This window comes from Pseudomonas sp. CC11G, assembly GCF_056174845.1.
This window is the reverse complement of the sequence record NZ_JBWBZC010000010.1, coordinates 50,840-66,177: the sequence shown is the minus strand read 5'-3', so window position 1 is coordinate 66,177 and position 15,338 is coordinate 50,840. Positions and strand designations below refer to the sequence as shown.

Genomic DNA, 15,338 nt, shown 5'->3' with positions numbered 1-15,338 from the left:
TTGGAGCCACCCTGGCAGAATAGATTCCTCGGGTTCCAACAAATAAATGCGCAGCCAACGGTAACAAAAAACCGCCCGAAGGCGGCTTTCTGTGAGCGTTAGGCCTGTGGGCGCATGTGCGGGAACAGAATCACGTCGCGAATAGACGGCGCATCCGTCAACAACATCACCAAACGGTCGATACCAATACCTTCACCGGCAGTGGGCGGCATGCCGTATTCCAACGCGCGCACGAAGTCGGCGTCGTAGTGCATGGCTTCGTCGTCGCCGGCGTCCTTGTCCGCCACCTGGGCCTGGAAGCGCTCGGCCTGGTCTTCGGCGTCGTTCAATTCCGAGTAGGCGTTGGCGATTTCACGGCCACCGATAAAGAGCTCGAAGCGGTCGGTGACACTTGGATCTTCGTCGTTACGACGGGCCAGCGGCGAGACTTCGAACGGGTACTGGGTAATGAAGTGCGGCTGCTCCAGCTTGTGCTCAACCAGCTCTTCGAAAATCATCACCTGCAACTTGCCCAGGCCTTCGAAGCCCAGCACCTTGGCGCCGGCTTTCTTGGCGATGGCGCGGGCCTTGTCGATATCGGTCAGGTCAGCAGCAGTCAGGTCGGGGTTGTAGTGCAGGATCGAGTCGAACACCGACATGCGCGCAAACGGCTCGCCGAAGTGGAACACCTTGCCCTGATACGGAACGTCGGTAGTGCCCAGCACCAACTGCGCCAACTCGCGGAACAGTTCCTCGGTGAGGTCCATGTTGTCTTCGTAGTCAGCGTAGGCCTGGTAGAACTCGAGCATGGTGAACTCGGGGTTGTGCCGGGTCGAAACGCCTTCGTTACGGAAGTTGCGGTTGATCTCGAACACACGCTCGAAGCCACCCACCACCAAACGCTTGAGGTACAGCTCCGGCGCGATACGCAGGTACATGCCCATGTCCAGCGCGTTGTGGTGCGTCTCGAACGGCTTGGCCGCGGCGCCACCTGGGATGGTCTGCAGCATCGGCGTTTCCACTTCAAGGAAATCGCGCTGCATCAGGAAGCTGCGAATGTGCGCAATCACTTGCGAACGCACGCGGAAGGTCTGGCGGGTTTCTTCGTTGACGATCAGGTCGACGTAGCGCTGACGGTAGCGGGTTTCAGTGTCGGTCAGGCCGTGGTGCTTGTCCGGCAGCGGGCGCAGCGACTTGGTCAGCAGGCGCACCTCGGTCATTTCCACATACAGGTCGCCCTTGCCGGAACGGGCCAGGGTGCCTTCAGCGGCAATGATGTCGCCCAGGTCCCAGGTTTTCACCTCGGCCAGTTTTTCTTCGGACAGAGTTTTGCGGTTCACGTACACCTGAATGCGCCCGCTCATGTCCTGGATAACCATGAACGCGCCACGGTTGAGCATGATGCGACCGGCAACCTTGACCGGAATGGCAGCGGCTTCCAGCTCTTCCTTGGTCTTGTCCACGTACTGTTTCTGCAAATCAGCGCAGTAGTTTTCGCGGCGGAAGTCGTTGGGGAAGGCCTGACCCTTGGCACGTGCTGCGGCAAGCTTTTCCTTGCGCAGGGCGATCAAGGTGTTTTCTTCCTGTTGCAGCGCTTGCAGATCCGGAGTTTGGTCGCTCATGTCTTCACAGTTTCCATTACGTTGCGGTGCCCATCGGGGGCGCGTATCGGGGCTGAACTTACAGCCCTTGCTTAAGGCTCGCGATCAGGTATTCGTCGATGTCGCCATCGAGCACCTTGTCGCAGTCACTGCGCTCGATGCTGGTACGCAAATCCTTGATGCGCGAGGCATCGAGGACGTACGAGCGAATCTGGTGACCCCAGCCGATATCCGACTTGGTTTCTTCCAGCGCCTGGGACGCCGCGTTGCGCTTCTGCACTTCCTGCTCATACAAGCGGGCGCGGAGCATTTTCATCGCGGTGTCTTTGTTGGCGTGTTGCGAGCGTTCGTTCTGGCAGCTCACCACGGTGTTCGTCGGTACGTGGGTAATACGCACGGCCGAGTCGGTGGTGTTTACGTGCTGACCACCGGCACCGGATGAACGATAGGTGTCAATGCGCAGGTCTGCCGGGTTGATCTCGATTTCGATGTTGTCATCGATTTCCGGCGACACGAATACCGCCGAGAACGAAGTATGGCGACGGTTACCGGAGTCGAACGGGCTTTTACGCACAAGACGGTGCACACCGATTTCGGTACGCAGCCAGCCAAAGGCGTATTCGCCCTTGATATGCACGGTGGCGCCTTTGATGCCCGCCACTTCACCGGCCGACAATTCCATGATGGTGGCGTCGAAGCCGCGCTTGTCAGCCCAGCGCAGGTACATGCGCAGCAGGATGTTGGCCCAGTCCTGGGCTTCGGTGCCGCCGGAACCGGCCTGGATATCCAGGTAGGCGTTGTTGGGGTCCATCTCGCCGCTGAACATGCGACGGAACTCGAGTTTTTCCAGGGCCTCGCGCAGGCGCTCGACTTCGGCGGACACATCGTCAACCGCGCCTTGGTCTTCTTCTTCAGCTGCCATTTGCAGCAGATCGCGGGCATCGCTGAGGCCGCTTTTCATCTCGTCGAGGGTTTCGACGATCAGCGCCAGGGCGGCGCGCTCGCGGCCCAGGTTTTGGGCGTATTCAGGGTTGTTCCACACGGCCGGGTCTTCCAGCTCGCGGTTGACCTCGGTCAGACGATCACTCTTGTGATCGTAGTCAAAGATACCCCCGAATGGTCTCGGAACGTTCGGAGAGGTCCTTGATGCTGTTAAGGATCGGGTTGATTTCCATGGTGGGCAGCACTCGCAGGCTTGAACTTTCGAAAAGCCGGCGAGTATACCCCAGTCGCTGCAAGGGTTGCAGCCGGTAATCGGGGGGAATGGCGTTTGCTGCGGCCCTCTCCCCTAGCCCCTCTCCCGCAAGCGGGAGAGGGGAACTTAAGCAGCGAAATAGCCAAGACCTCACTGGGTCAGCCCCCTCTCCCGCGTGCGGGAGAGGGTTGGGGAGAGGGGCCGTTGCCGTTAAAGCGCCTGGCGCACCTGGCTCTCCAACTCCACCTTCAACGACGGCTCAATCTTCAACTGCTTGGCCAACTCATCCAGATAGGCGCGCTCCATAAAGTGCTCCTCATCCACCATCAGCACACTGGCCACGTACATCTCGGCGGCCATTTCCGGCGTGCTGGCGGCGCGGGCCACATCGGCGGGGTCCAGCGGTTTGTTCAGCTCCAGGTCCAGCCAGCGGTTGAGCTCGGCATCGTTGCTCAGCTTCACGAACTCGCCTTCAATCAGCTGCCGCTCGCGGGCATCCACATGGCCGTCGGCTTTGGCCGCCGCGACCAGCGCTTTGAGAATGGCCTGGCTATGCAGTTCGGCTTGGGCGGGCGGCAAGCGATCCAGGGTTTGTGGTTCAGGCACGGCGCCGGCGGTCTGATTGGCCTGCCAGTTGCCGTAGGCCTTGTAGGCGATTACACCCAAGGCAGCGAGGCCGCCGTAGGTCAGGGCTTTGCCGCCCAGTTTGCGTGCGCTTTTATTGCCCAGCAGCAGGCCCATGGCCCCGGCTGCCAGCGCACCACCACCGGCGCCGCTGAGCAGGCTACCGAGGTTGGCGCCGTCCAACAGGCCGCCGGGCTTGCCCGGCTTGGCGCCGGTGGTTTTGTTTTGCAGCAGGTCCTGGCCGGATTTGAGCAACTGGTCGAGTAAGCCACGGGTGTTCATACAGCCTCCAATCGATAAATAAACCGACCGGCAGACTAGAACCAAATGGCGGAGATGCCCTGTACAAGAGTGTTTGCGGATGTTGCTTTTTCGGGAGCCGAGGTTTCCAGGAATCGAGGCTGAAGCCTCTCCCACATGCGATCACCGCTCAGGGTGGGAGAGGCTTCAGCCTCGATTGGCTCTAAAGCCGATCACAACATCCCCACCTGATTACGCCCCGCATTCTTCGCCTGATACAACGCCCGATCCGCGCTCTGAATCAGCAACCGATGCTCCTCACCCTGCTGCGGCAACATGGTCGCCAGGCCTACGCTGACGGTCAGCACCGAGCCTCGGCCGGCGAAGTATGGGGAATGTGCATGCCTTCCACGGCGCGGCGAATTTTCTCCGCCACCAGCCGCGCCCCGCCCGACGACGTGCTCGGCAGCACCATCGCAAACTCCTCACCACCGTAACGGGCCGGTAGGTCCGATGGCCGGCTGCAGCCGCCACGAATGGCCTCGGCCACCTGGTGCAACGCTTCATCGCCTTTCAAGTGGCCAAAGCTATCGTTGTAAGCCTTGAAATAATCCACATCAATCATCAGCAACGACAGCTGGCTTTGCTCGCGCATCGCCCGGCGCCATTCCATTTCCAGGTATTCGTCGAAATGCCGACGGTTGGACAGCCCGGTCAGGCCGTCAGAGTTCATCAGCCGCTGCAGCACCAGGTTGGTTTCCATCAACTGCTGCTGACTTTCGCGCAGAGCGCGGTGGGCTTCGTCGCGTTGCAGTTGCATCTGGAACGAGCGCGAGTGGTAGCGAATACGGGCAATCAGCTCGATCGGCTCGGGCAACTTCACCAGGTAGTCGTTGGCACCGGCACCGAAGGCCGAGCTTTTGACCATGCCGTCGTCCTTGGTCGACAGCACGATAATCGGGATATCCGCCGTCACAGGGTTGGCGCGGTAAGCACGCACCAGCGACAGGCCGTCGACGCCCGGCATCACCAGGTCCTGAATGATCACCGTGGGTTTGATGGCAATGGCCTGCGCCACCGCCTGATGGGGGTCCGAGCAGAAGTGGTAGCCAATGTTCGGCTCATTGGCCAGGGCACGGCGGATGGCCTCGCCGATCATGGCCTGGTCATCCACCAACAACACCATTACGGCGTTTTCGTCGTTAATCACTGCGGCACTACCCCGATCACAAATTGTTGTTCTGTCGCATTACGGCCATCTTCGGCACAGCGCTGGCGCAATGGCGTCCAACGCGCAAATGTCTACCGCGGCATCAATGGCGGCGGCTGCCTTGGGCATGCCGTATACCGCCGAGCTCTGCTGGTCTTGGGCAATGGTATGAAACCCGCGCCCGCGCATTAGTTTCAACCCATTGGCGCCGTCGCGGCCCATGCCGGTCAACAGCACCCCCATCGCCTCGCCTTGCCAATACTGCGCGACGCTTTCAAAAAACACATCAATCGACGGCCTGTAAATATGGTCACTCGGCTCTACCGTGTAGCTCAGCGTGCCATCTCTAAGCAGCCGCAGGTGGTTGTTGGTGCCGGCCAGCAGCACGCTGCCCACTTGCGGCTGCTCGCCCTCCACCGCCAGGCGCACCGGCATGTTGGAGGCGCTGCACAGCCACTCGGCCATGCCGGCGGCAAACACCTGGTCCACATGCTGCACCAGCACCACGGCGGCGGGAAAATTTGCCGGCAAGCCCTTGAGCAACACTTCCAGCGCCGCCGGCCCGCCCGCCGAGGCGCCAATGGCCAACAACGCCTTGCGCGGCTGACTGGCGGCACCGCTACGGGCGCTGGCCGCCGGGCTTTTCTCGCGCTGGCCCAATAGCCAACCAATATTCTGAATTTTGCGCAGCAGCGGCGCGGCGGCTTCGCGCGGGTCGCCGACGCCGAGCGCCGGGGTGTCCACCACATCCACCGCGCCGTGGCCCATGGCCTCGAACACGCGGTTCACGCTCTGCTGCGAATTCACCGTCACCACCACAATCGCGCACGGCGTACGGGCCATGATCTGCCGGGTGGCTTCCACACCATCCATCACCGGCATGACCAAATCCATCAGCACCACATCCGGGCGGTTTTCCGCGCACTTGGCCACCGCCTCGGCGCCGTCGCCCGCCACCCAGATAACCTGGTGCGCCGGCTCCAGCGCCAGCGCCCGGCGCAGCGCCTCTACCGCCAGCGGCATATCGTTGACGATGGCGATCTTCACCTACGGCTCTCCAATCAGATCGACGACCGCATCCAGCAGCGCTTCGTCATGGAAACTGGCCTTGGCCAGGTAATAATCGGCGCCGGCATCCAGGCCTCGGCGGCGGTCTTCTTCACGGTCTTTGTACGACACCACCATGATGGGCAACGACTGCAACCGATTGTCGCGGCGAATCAGGGTGACCAACTCGATGCCGTCCATGCGCGGCATGTCGATGTCGCTCACCAGCAAATCAAAGTGCTCGGCGCGCAGCGCGTTCCAGCCATCCATGCCATCCACCGCCACGGCCACGTCGTAGCCCCGTTGCAGCAGCAACTTGCGCTCCAACTCGCGCACCGTGAGCGAATCGTCCACCACCAGAATGCGTTTGCGTGCCACCGCGCCAGCTTGCCGGCCACGGTCGATGCGCTCCAGGCGCCCGGTGCTGAGCAGTTTTTCCACCGAGCGAAGCATGTCTTCCACATCCAGAATCAGCACCGGCGTGCCGTCATCCAGCAGAGCGCCGGCGGAGATGTCTTGCACCTTGCCCAGCCGCGCATCAATCGGCAGCACCACCAATGTGCGCTCGCCGATAAACCGCTCCACCGCCACGCCATACACCGCGTCGCGCTCACGAATCACCACCACGCGGATATCGCCAGCCGAGGGCTCGCCTTCGGGCCGCTGCAACAACTGATGCGCCGCCACCAGGCCCACATGCCGGCCTTCGTGCCAAAAATGCTGCCGCCCTTCGAGCTGCACGATATCGGCCGGCGCCAGCTCAAGCATGCGTTCGATCTGCGCCAGCGGAAACGCATACGCCTCGCCGCCAATCATCACCACCAGGCTGCGCACCACCGACAAAGTCAGCGGCACCTCCAGGTGGAACGTCGCGCCCTGCCCCGCCACCTGACGCAGCTCGATGGCCCCGCGCAGCTGGCGAACCATATGCTGCACCACGTCCAGGCCCACGCCACGGCCCGACACCTCGGTGACCGTGTCGCGCATGCTGAAACCGGGCAGGAACAGAAAGCTCAGCAGCTCTTCCTCGCTCATCTGCGCAATGGTTTCGGCTGTGGATAACTGCCGCTGGGCGATGGCCCGGCTGAGGCGCTCAAGGTCGATACCGGCGCCGTCGTCACTCAACTCCAGCACCAGCAAACCGGCCTGATGGCGGGCCTTGATGCTGATCACCCCTTCGGCCGGTTTGCCGGCGCGCTCGCGGGCTTCAGGGCTTTCGATGCCATGGTCGACCGCGTTACGCAGCAAGTGCACCAGCGGCGCTTCGAGCTTTTCCAGCACCTCGCGGTCGACCTGGGTTTTCTTGCCCTCCACCTCCAGGCGCACCTGTTTACCGAGGGAGCGGCCCAGGTCGCGGATCATCCGTTCCTGGCCACGCAACACATCGTTGAACGGCCGCAGCCGACAGGCCAACGCCGTGTCATACAGCAACTGCGCGCGCTGCTCGGATTGCCAGCTGAACTCATCCAAGTCGCTCGCCTGCTGCGTCAGCAACTGCTGGCATTCATCCACCAGGCGCCGCGCTTCAGTGAGCAGCTCCAGGGTTTGCGGGTCGGTATTGGCTTCGTTCAGCGCGTCCTGCACGCCGTTAAGGGTGCGGCTGGCGCCGGTCTGCAGGCGTTTCATGCGCTGCATCGAAGTGAGGAACGGCTTGAGCCGCTGCGACTCCACCAGCGATTTACTCGACAAATCCAGCAGGCGATTCAAGCGCTCGGCGGTTACCCGCAGCACGCGTTCGCCGCCAGCATCGGCGACCGGCGCCTCTTCGACTACCGCAGGGGCCGGTTCAACAGACGCCGGCTTCGGCGCTTGCACCACGGGCTCAGCCAGCGCTGGTTCCGGCGCGGCCAGGCGGCTTTCCTGCATAGCCATAAAGCCGCCACGGTTCATGATGTCCATTTCATCGACAAAGGCCGCGACATCCGCCGGCGTCACGCCGGAATTCGGCTTGGCCACCCGCAGCAATAAATCGGTGCCTTTGAGCAGCGCGTCGATATGGTCCGGTGTCAGGCGCAACTGGCCGTTCTGCGCGTTTACCAAACAGTCTTCCATCACATGGGCAATGCCCACGCCGGCATCCACGCCGACAATCCGCGCCGCCCCTTGAGCGAGTGCGCCGCGCGCATGCACGCTTCCAACTGATCGGCCTGGGTCGGGTTGCGCTCCAGCGCCAGCAAGCCGGCATTCAACACCTGGGCCTGGGCCTCGGCTTCCAGCTGGAACAGCTCCAGCATCGAGGCATCGCGCATCTGATCCGGGGTCATGTCAGGCTCCGCATCACGGCATGCAAAAGAAGGTCTTCATCCAGCAAGCGCACGCTGCGCTGTTGCCACTGAAATACGCCACGGGTGAATTTGCCGCTTGCTGCGTTGCCGGCCTGGCTGACGCTGGCAGCGTCCAATTCGTTCTCGGGGAACGCCTGAATGCCCAGCACCTCATCCACCGGCGCGACCACGTTGCCGCCCTGGGCGGCGAGAATCAGCAAGCGTGGCACGATGCGGCCGTTGGCTTTGGCGATTGTTGGGTCCAGGCCGAGCAGCTCAGTCAGCGACACGCACGGCACCAGCGCGCCGCGCACATTAGCCACGCCCAACAACGCCCGCGAACGCTGATGCGGCAACGAATGAATCGGCGCCAGCGGCGACACTTCCACCAGCGTGCGGGTCGCCAAGGCCAGCCACTCATCCCCGAGGCGGAACACAATCATCGAGCGGGTGATTTGCTGTTGGGTGTCTTTGTCCTGGTCGTACAGCGCCACGTGCTCCTGGCTCAGGCTGTAACGGTCCAGCAGGCGCGTGGCGGCGGCGGCGTACACCTCGCAATTGCGGCAGTGCACGTGCTCCAGCAGTTTGGGGCAGCTCTTGTCACCGCGCACGCCGATGCGGTTCCAGCAGTCGTCCACATCAAAGTCGCCGCCGTGCTGGCTCAGGCTCAATTCACTCATGGCGATTACTCATTGCGCCCGGCTCCCCGTTGCGCCCGCGCCTGCAAACGCTGGGCGCCGGCCGTGTCGCCCTGGGCGGCGAGCAAGGCCGCCAGTTGCGCCAGCGCAGTCGGATGTTGGGGTTGCAGATAAAGGGCCTTGCGATAAAAACCTTGGGCGCCGGCGGCATCGTTTTCCACTTCGCACAACAGCCCCAACCAATAAAAAACGTCGGCCGATGGCCCGTGACTGGCCAGAAACGCATCGCCGAGTCGGCGGGCTTCTGCACTGCGGCCCTGGTTAGCCAAGGCCGCGATTTGCGCCAACTGCTCGGCGCCGTCATCCACCACGGCCGGCGCTTTTTTTACCGCTGGCTTAACCGGCAACGTGGCCACCGGGCGCGGCGTTGGCGCCGGCAGCGGACGGCGCACCACGGGCGCCACCGCAACCGGCGCAACGGCCTGCCGGCGAAACGCAAACGACAACGGAATACCCAACGACTGCATGCCCACCCGGGTAAACAGACTGGCTTCGGCCGGGCCGATAAACAGCACGCCGTCGTCGCGAGTCAGGCGCTTGAGCACGTCGAGCACCTGCTCCTGAGTCGGCACATCGAAATAGATCAGCAGGTTGCGGCAGAACACAAAATCGTAGGCTTGCTCGCCGGCCAACAGCCCAGACTCCAGCAAGTTGCCGGCCTGAAAACGCACCTGCTTTTGCACGCCTTCATAAATTCGGTAGCCATTGGCCTCGGCGCTGAAATAGCGGTTACGAAAACTGAGGGTTTCGCCGCGAAACGAATTGCGCCCGTAGCGGCCCTCGGTGGCGCGCTCGATGGACAGCGGGCTGATATCCAGCGCATCCACCTTGAACGCCTGCACCGCCATGCCGGCATCCAGCAGGCACATGGCAATCGAATACGGCTCCTCGCCGGTGGAACACGGCAGGCTCAATAAACGCAGAGGGCGCGTACCGGCCAGCTCGGCGGCGCGGCGGGTGGCCAGGCGGGCCAGGGTGGCGAAGGATTCGGGGTAACGGAAAAACCAGGTCTCGGGCACGATCACCGCTTCGATCAGCGCCTGCAGCTCGGCGTCCGAATGGCGCACGTCGTGCCAGAACGTCTCGAGATCGCGCCCCGGCACGCTGGCCATGCAACGCTGCACCGCGCGCTCAATTACAGAAGCGCCGACAGTGATGGCGTCCAGGCCGATCTTGTCTTTGAGCAACTGCTCGAAGCGCGGGTCGACGGTCATAGGCGCAGCCCTTCGGCCGGGAACAACAGCGCCTGCGCCGCTTCCGGCAACAGTTGGTCGATGGCGATGCGCTGCACCAGGCCGGCGGCGGTTTCCACCACGGGGCCGAGGTACGGCGAGGCCGGGTTAGTCAGGCCGTAATCGCGAAAGGCGTCGGCATCACAGCGCAGCGTGTCACTGGCCTGTTCCAGCACCAGGCCCAACGGCCGGCTGCGGCCATCGGCGGTGCGGTAATTGACCAACACCGTGCGGGTACTGGTGCGGGCGATGGCCGGGCTGCCGAGGCTAAGTTGGCAAAGGTCCAGTACTGGCACCAGCTCGCCGCGAAACGCAAACACGCCCGCCACCCACGCCGGCGCGCCAGGCAGGGTTTTCACCGGCACACGCGGCAACACCGCCACCACGTCGCGCGCGGCCAGGGCATAGCGGTCCACGCCGAGGGAAAACAGCAGGTACAGCGGCGCCTTGTGCCCGTGCGCCTGCTGCAAGTCGGCGTTCATAAGCGGTTTCAGACCTTGAAGCTCGACACGCCGCTGCGCAGGCTGCCGGCCACTTGGTTGAGTTCCTCGATGGCAAAACTGGCCTGGCGCAACGACTCCACGGTCTGCCCGGTGGCCTCGCCGAGCTGGGTGAGCGCCTGGGTAATTTGCTCGGCGCCGGTGGCCTGGGCCTGCATGCCCTCGTTAAGCACCACCACGCGCGGCGCCAGGGCCTGCACCTGGTCGATGGTTTGCGACAGCTGCTCGCCCACTTCCTGCACGTCGCTCATGCCGCGGCGCACCTGCTCGGAGAATTTGTCCATGCCCATCACCCCGGCCGACACCGCCGACTGGATCTCGCGCACCATCTGCTCGATGTCGTAGGTAGCGACGGCAGTCTGGTCAGCCAGGCGCCGCACTTCAGTGGCGACCACCGAGAAACCGCGGCCATACTCGCCGGCTTTTTCCGCCTCGATGGCGGCATTGAGCGACAGCAGGTTGGTCTGGTCCGCCACCTTCACGATGGTGGTCACCACCTGATTAATGTTGCTGGCCTTCTCATTGAGAATGCCCAGCTTGGCGTTCACCAGTTCGGCGGCGCCCATCACCTGGCGCATGGTTTCTTCCATACGCTGCAAGCCCAGCTGCCCGGCGCCGGCCAGGTGCGAGGCCTGCTCGGCGGAATAACTCACCTCGCCCATGGTGCGCACCAGGTCACGCGAGGTGGCGGCAATTTCCCGCGAAGTGGCGCCAATTTGCGTAGTGGTGGCAGCGGTTTCGGTGGCGGTGGCTTGCTGCTGTTTGGAAGTCGCGGCGATTTCGGTGACCGAGGTGGTGACCTGCACCGCCGAGCGCTGCGACTGCGACACCAGCGCCGTGAGGTCATCGACCATCGCATTAAAACCGCTCTGCACCGGCCCGAACTCATCGGCACGCACATCATTAAACCGCGTGGTGAGGTTGCCGGTGCGCATCACCGTAAGAATCTGCGCCAGGTTATTCAGCGGGCCCATGATGGCGCGCATCAGCACAAAGCCGCTGATCAACGCCACGGCAATCACCAATAGCAGGGACAGCACCATGCTGACTTTGGCCCCGGCAGCCTGCGAAGTGATATTGGTGGTGGCCACATCGGCGCGGTCTTTATTGAACTGCACCATGGCCAGCAACTGCTCGCGGCCCTTGGCCCACACCGGGCGCAGCTGTTCGTTGAGAATTTTGCGCGCCACCAGCGGCTGGCCTTGCTGGAACTGGCCGAGCACCTCGGAAAGCAGCTTGTTGAACGCCTCGCGCTGCACCAGGAAAGCGTCCAGATGGGCTTTGTCTTCAGCGTCGAAAATCGACTTCTGGTACTCGGCTACCCGGGCCATCAGCTTTTCATCGTTGGTGTTGAATTCGGCGAGCACCGCCGGCGGAATCACCTGCTCATCGGAAAGCCCGACCACCTGCTGGGCGAGAATAAAACTGTCGACCCAGGAGCTGCGGATATAGGAGCTGAAATACACGCCGGGCATGGAATCGTTCGCCACGCTTTTGGCGCCCGCCTCGATGGTGACCAAGCGTGAATAGGCCACGGCAATCATCAGAATGATGATCGCGATAATCACCGCAAAACTCGCCAGAATGCGCTGGCGCAGGGTCCAGTTCTTCACACTTCACTCCCCATATGAACGGTGCAAACGCACGGCTCACGCTGACGGCGGCAGGTGGCGCGCCAATGCCAGCGACTGTAAGACGCGCCCTACACAGGCGCAAGCAAACAAAGCGTAGCAGCGGGTAAGTGAATCAACGACTTAAAGGGGGCAGTTCGGGTGATACGTTGGCTTGGAGCGGGGGCTTGCAGGGTTCGCGCCCCCGGTTGCGCCTACGGGGAAGGTTGGCCGTAAGCGTGGCCGGGGGCGCGAGCCGTCAACGGCCGGCTACGAGGCCTTCTCGGTTTCCCAGAGGCCCGCCAGGCAGGCTTTCACCAGGGCGTGGGTCATTTCCAGCAGGTACTGCGCCGCGTTGCGCTCGTCCCCGGTGAGGCGCTCTTCGAGCATCAGCCGGGTGAGCGAGCTCAGCAGAATGCTGGCCTGCTCCAATGCATCCGCCACGGGTATGCCGCTCTTTACTGCGAATAAAGGTTTGCCATCGGGCATGCAGAAACCATGGGATTGGGTGACGGCGCTCATGAAAGCACCTCCAGGCTCACGGGTGGATGGGGGGTTAGGGTGTTTGGATAAGTCATATTTGGCTACCTATTAAGTACAACGTTGGGTAGCTACTTACCTTCGCCGTCAAACGAGAGGTGGCAGCTATACGCGGGTTGACGGACCGGTATAGGCAGCCAAACCCGGCGCATCCGGAGATGCCCCGCGTACAGCCGCCATAACAGATGGAGGCTGGGTGCCTTAAACCTATGGGCCGTCAAACCCCGTCACTGAACCATTTCAGCGACGGGGCAAACTATGCCCGCCAGACGAAAATCCTGACAAGCCAGCTCCAGCCGAGACTCCCGTAGGTAACAAGGCGCACGCGGCGAGAATAGCGCGTAGGAAAAAGCACGCCAACGCTATTCCCCTTCACTCCCCTCCCTCATCACGTCCGCCGCGCGAGAAAAACCCTACAAACAATCAAGCCACTTTCCCCACCACCCGCGCGAAGCGAATGACAGCCACCCCTACACCGCATTGCCGAAGCTTGCCGTTCACTTTTTACCGGCAGGTCACTCACTATGAAATCGCTCCCCTTTCTGCGCTCCACCCTCAGTATTGCCCTCGCTCGAACCCGCTTTATTCCCTTTACCTTGCTTTCAACCGCTGCCCTGCTAACCGCACAGCCGGCGGCGGCGGTGATGTTGGATTTCGGCGATCTCCCCGGAAACACCGGAGATATTTCTTCACAGGCCGTTAGCGGCAACGGCACCGTAGTGGGCGTCGTGGATGATGGTTCGGGGCGCAAGTTTTTTTCCTGGAACGCCAATAACGGATTTAACAGCCTGGGTAATTTCGGCAACGTGGGCAGCGTCAGCATCGCCAGAGCAAACGAGGACGCCACCTATCTCGTAGGCTCGGCAGCGTTTGCGCCCGGAAGCACCGACCTTCGAGCCTATCGATGGAGTAAAGCCACTGGCTTTGCCAATCTGGGCACGCTGGCGGGTTACACATTGAGCAGCATGGCCACCGGGATCAGCGACGATGGCAGTGTGGTAGTGGGCACCTCTAAGGGAGCAAATAACCTTTCAGGAGCATTTCGTTGGACGTCGGCAGGAATGCAAGATTTGGGGACCTTGCAGCAGGGCTCATTTTATTCTTTTGCCCACGGCGTCAGCGGCGATGGCGCCGTTGTGGTGGGCACGAGCGGAAATAAACCGTTCCGCTGGGACGCTGCAAGCGGAATGACCAATCTAGGCTCCTTAGGAGGTCCTTTTGGCGACGCATATGCGGCCAACCGTGATGGCTCGGTGATCGTGGGTAATAGCCACAACGGAGTAGGAGATAGCCATGCATTTCGGTGGACGGCATCTGGCGGCATGCAGGACCTAGGGACACTCGGCGGCGCAGTAAGCACGGCAGCCGACGTTAACGCGGATGGCTCAGTCGTGGTGGGCTTAGCTCAACAAGCCGACAATCTCCGCCGCGCTTTCCGCTGGACCGATGCCACCGGCATGATCAACCTCGGCGTTTTAGCGGGCCAAACCGATAGTTTTGCCACCGGCGTCAGCGACGACGGCAACACAATCGTCGGCAACAGCGGCAATCGGGCGTTTATCTGGACCACGCACACTGTCGGACCAGACGGCATCATGCAAGACCTGGCCTACCTGCAAACCTCCGTCATTCGCAGCGCCGTCACCGTCAACCACCTCATCAGCAGCCAAACCCGCCGACTGCGCGATATCACTCAACAGCAATGCCTACCCGGCGCCGCGCAAACCTGGTGCCTGGGCGCCGATACCAACACCTACACCGGCGAAGCCGACACCAGCGGCACACAAACCACCGGCCAATTCGCGGCCGGCCTGCGCCTGAATGAGCAGTTCTCGGTCGGCGCCAACCTGGGTGTCGGCAAAGCCGATCTGAAAGTACAAAGCGCCGAGCAAGAAAAAGCGTTTTCCCTCGGCCTATGGGCCGCCTTCCAACAAAACTCCAACAACCTGGGCTGGGGCGCCAACGCCAGCGTCGCCAGCGGCGACAGCACCAACCGCCTGGAGCGCGGCACCGGCCTGAACGACGTGCAACGCGCGCGCGGCGAGTTCGACCTGAATACCACCGCCCTTCGCGTAGCCGGTAACTACGGTTTGCAAGTCGGCACCTCGCTGGTTACGCCGGAAGTGGCGCTAACCCACGTACGCAGCCAGCAAGACGGCTTCACCGAGCGCAACGTCGCCTTCCCGCTCACCATTAACAGCAGCAGCAGCAACGAAACCTACGCCACCCTGGCCGTGCGCAGCGCCACGCCAGTTACCCCAAAAGGCACCCTGCATATGAGCTTGGCGCTGGACACGGTGTTGCAGGAAGACACCGTGCCGCTGGAAGCCAGCTCCACCGTGCCAGGCCTGAGCCACTTCACCATCGACAGCAACCTGAACAAACGTCGCGCCGTGCCAACCGCTTCGGTCGGCTATAGCCATGCCATCAACGCCAACTCCACCGTGGGTGGCGGCGTGCAAATGGCCACTTCGACCTATGAAGGGCAGCGGCCGGTGATGGGGTTGGGGTGCAATACCGCTACGCGTTTTAACCGAACCCAGCCATAAAAAAAGGCCAGCTCCACTCACGTGGGCTGGCCTTTTTTATTGCCGTTAC

Annotated in this window: 9 protein-coding genes and 4 pseudogenes; 1 reads left to right on the top strand and 12 read right to left on the bottom strand. The window is 62.3% G+C overall.

Annotated features, from left to right (window positions below):
• Positions 1 to 98: 98 nt before the first annotated feature.
• The 12 genes and pseudogenes from lysS to AC0V2S_RS13770 all read right to left on the bottom strand — a co-directional run bounded on the left by lysS (position 99) and on the right by AC0V2S_RS13770 (position 12,722).
• Positions 99 to 1,601, bottom strand: coding sequence for a lysine--tRNA ligase (gene lysS, locus AC0V2S_RS13825; protein WP_475510242.1), 1,503 nt, complete (start codon positions 1,599 to 1,601; stop codon positions 99 to 101).
• 58 nt (positions 1,602 to 1,659) lie between these two features.
• A protein-coding gene (gene prfB, locus AC0V2S_RS13820; protein WP_475510241.1) for a peptide chain release factor 2 occupies positions 1,660 to 2,755 on the bottom strand; the annotation gives its coding sequence in 2 pieces (ribosomal slippage) (positions 1,660 to 2,682 and positions 2,684 to 2,755; 1,095 coding nt in all).
• 230 nt (positions 2,756 to 2,985) lie between these two features.
• On the bottom strand, positions 2,986 to 3,681 hold the full coding sequence (locus tag AC0V2S_RS13815; RefSeq protein ID WP_475510240.1) for a tellurite resistance TerB family protein: 696 nt from the start codon (positions 3,679 to 3,681) through the stop codon (positions 2,986 to 2,988).
• Between the two features lie 191 nt (positions 3,682 to 3,872).
• Positions 3,873 to 4,825 (bottom strand): annotated as a pseudogene (locus tag AC0V2S_RS13810) (diguanylate cyclase domain-containing protein).
• 63 nt (positions 4,826 to 4,888) lie between these two features.
• A complete protein-coding gene (cheB, locus tag AC0V2S_RS13805) occupies positions 4,889 to 5,896 on the bottom strand; it encodes a chemotaxis-specific protein-glutamate methyltransferase CheB (protein WP_475510239.1) in 1,008 nt (335 codons plus the stop codon).
• Positions 5,897 to 8,160: pseudogene (locus tag AC0V2S_RS13800) on the bottom strand (response regulator).
• Positions 8,157 to 8,840, bottom strand: coding sequence for a chemotaxis protein CheW (locus AC0V2S_RS13795; RefSeq protein WP_475510238.1), 684 nt, complete (start codon positions 8,838 to 8,840; stop codon positions 8,157 to 8,159). The pseudogene AC0V2S_RS13800 and the gene AC0V2S_RS13795 overlap by 4 nt, the downstream one beginning before the upstream one ends.
• A 5-nt stretch (positions 8,841 to 8,845) precedes the next feature.
• Positions 8,846 to 10,072, bottom strand: coding sequence for a CheR family methyltransferase (locus AC0V2S_RS13790; RefSeq protein WP_475510237.1), 1,227 nt, complete (start codon positions 10,070 to 10,072; stop codon positions 8,846 to 8,848).
• The gene (locus AC0V2S_RS13785; RefSeq protein ID WP_475510236.1) at positions 10,069 to 10,572 is read right to left on the bottom strand and encodes a chemotaxis protein CheW; all 504 of its coding nucleotides are present in this window, start codon (positions 10,570 to 10,572) and stop codon (positions 10,069 to 10,071) included. The genes AC0V2S_RS13790 and AC0V2S_RS13785 overlap by 4 nt, the downstream gene beginning before the upstream one ends.
• An 8-nt stretch (positions 10,573 to 10,580) precedes the next feature.
• Positions 10,581 to 11,648 (bottom strand): annotated as a pseudogene (locus tag AC0V2S_RS13780) (methyl-accepting chemotaxis protein); the annotation flags it as partial.
• A gap of 69 nt (positions 11,649 to 11,717) precedes the next feature.
• A pseudogene (locus AC0V2S_RS13775) lies at positions 11,718 to 12,158 on the bottom strand (MCP four helix bundle domain-containing protein); the annotation flags it as partial.
• Between the two features lie 312 nt (positions 12,159 to 12,470).
• Positions 12,471 to 12,722: a DUF3077 domain-containing protein gene (locus AC0V2S_RS13770; protein WP_475510235.1), complete on the bottom strand. Its 252-nt coding sequence runs from the start codon at positions 12,720 to 12,722 to the stop codon at positions 12,471 to 12,473.
• 542 nt (positions 12,723 to 13,264) lie between these two features.
• On the opposite strand from AC0V2S_RS13770, the gene AC0V2S_RS13765 reads away from it, so the two are divergent.
• Complete coding sequence (locus AC0V2S_RS13765) at positions 13,265 to 15,289, top strand: autotransporter domain-containing protein (RefSeq protein ID WP_475510234.1); 2,025 nt, start codon at positions 13,265 to 13,267, stop codon at positions 15,287 to 15,289.
• Positions 15,290 to 15,338: the final 49 nt, after the last annotated feature.

Coding starts and splice junctions, on each gene's coding strand:
- lysS (WP_475510242.1), bottom strand. CDS start 1,601: ATGAGCGACCAAACTCCGGATCTGCAAGCGCTGCAACAGGAAGAAAAC.
- AC0V2S_RS13815 (WP_475510240.1), bottom strand. CDS start 3,681: ATGAACACCCGTGGCTTACTCGACCAGTTGCTCAAATCCGGCCAGGAC.
- AC0V2S_RS13795 (WP_475510238.1), bottom strand. CDS start 8,840: ATGAGTGAATTGAGCCTGAGCCAGCACGGCGGCGACTTTGATGTGGAC.
- AC0V2S_RS13790 (WP_475510237.1), bottom strand. CDS start 10,072: ATGACCGTCGACCCGCGCTTCGAGCAGTTGCTCAAAGACAAGATCGGC.
- AC0V2S_RS13785 (WP_475510236.1), bottom strand. CDS start 10,572: ATGAACGCCGACTTGCAGCAGGCGCACGGGCACAAGGCGCCGCTGTAC.
- AC0V2S_RS13770 (WP_475510235.1), bottom strand. CDS start 12,722: ATGAGCGCCGTCACCCAATCCCATGGTTTCTGCATGCCCGATGGCAAA.
- AC0V2S_RS13765 (WP_475510234.1), top strand. CDS start 13,265: ATGAAATCGCTCCCCTTTCTGCGCTCCACCCTCAGTATTGCCCTCGCT.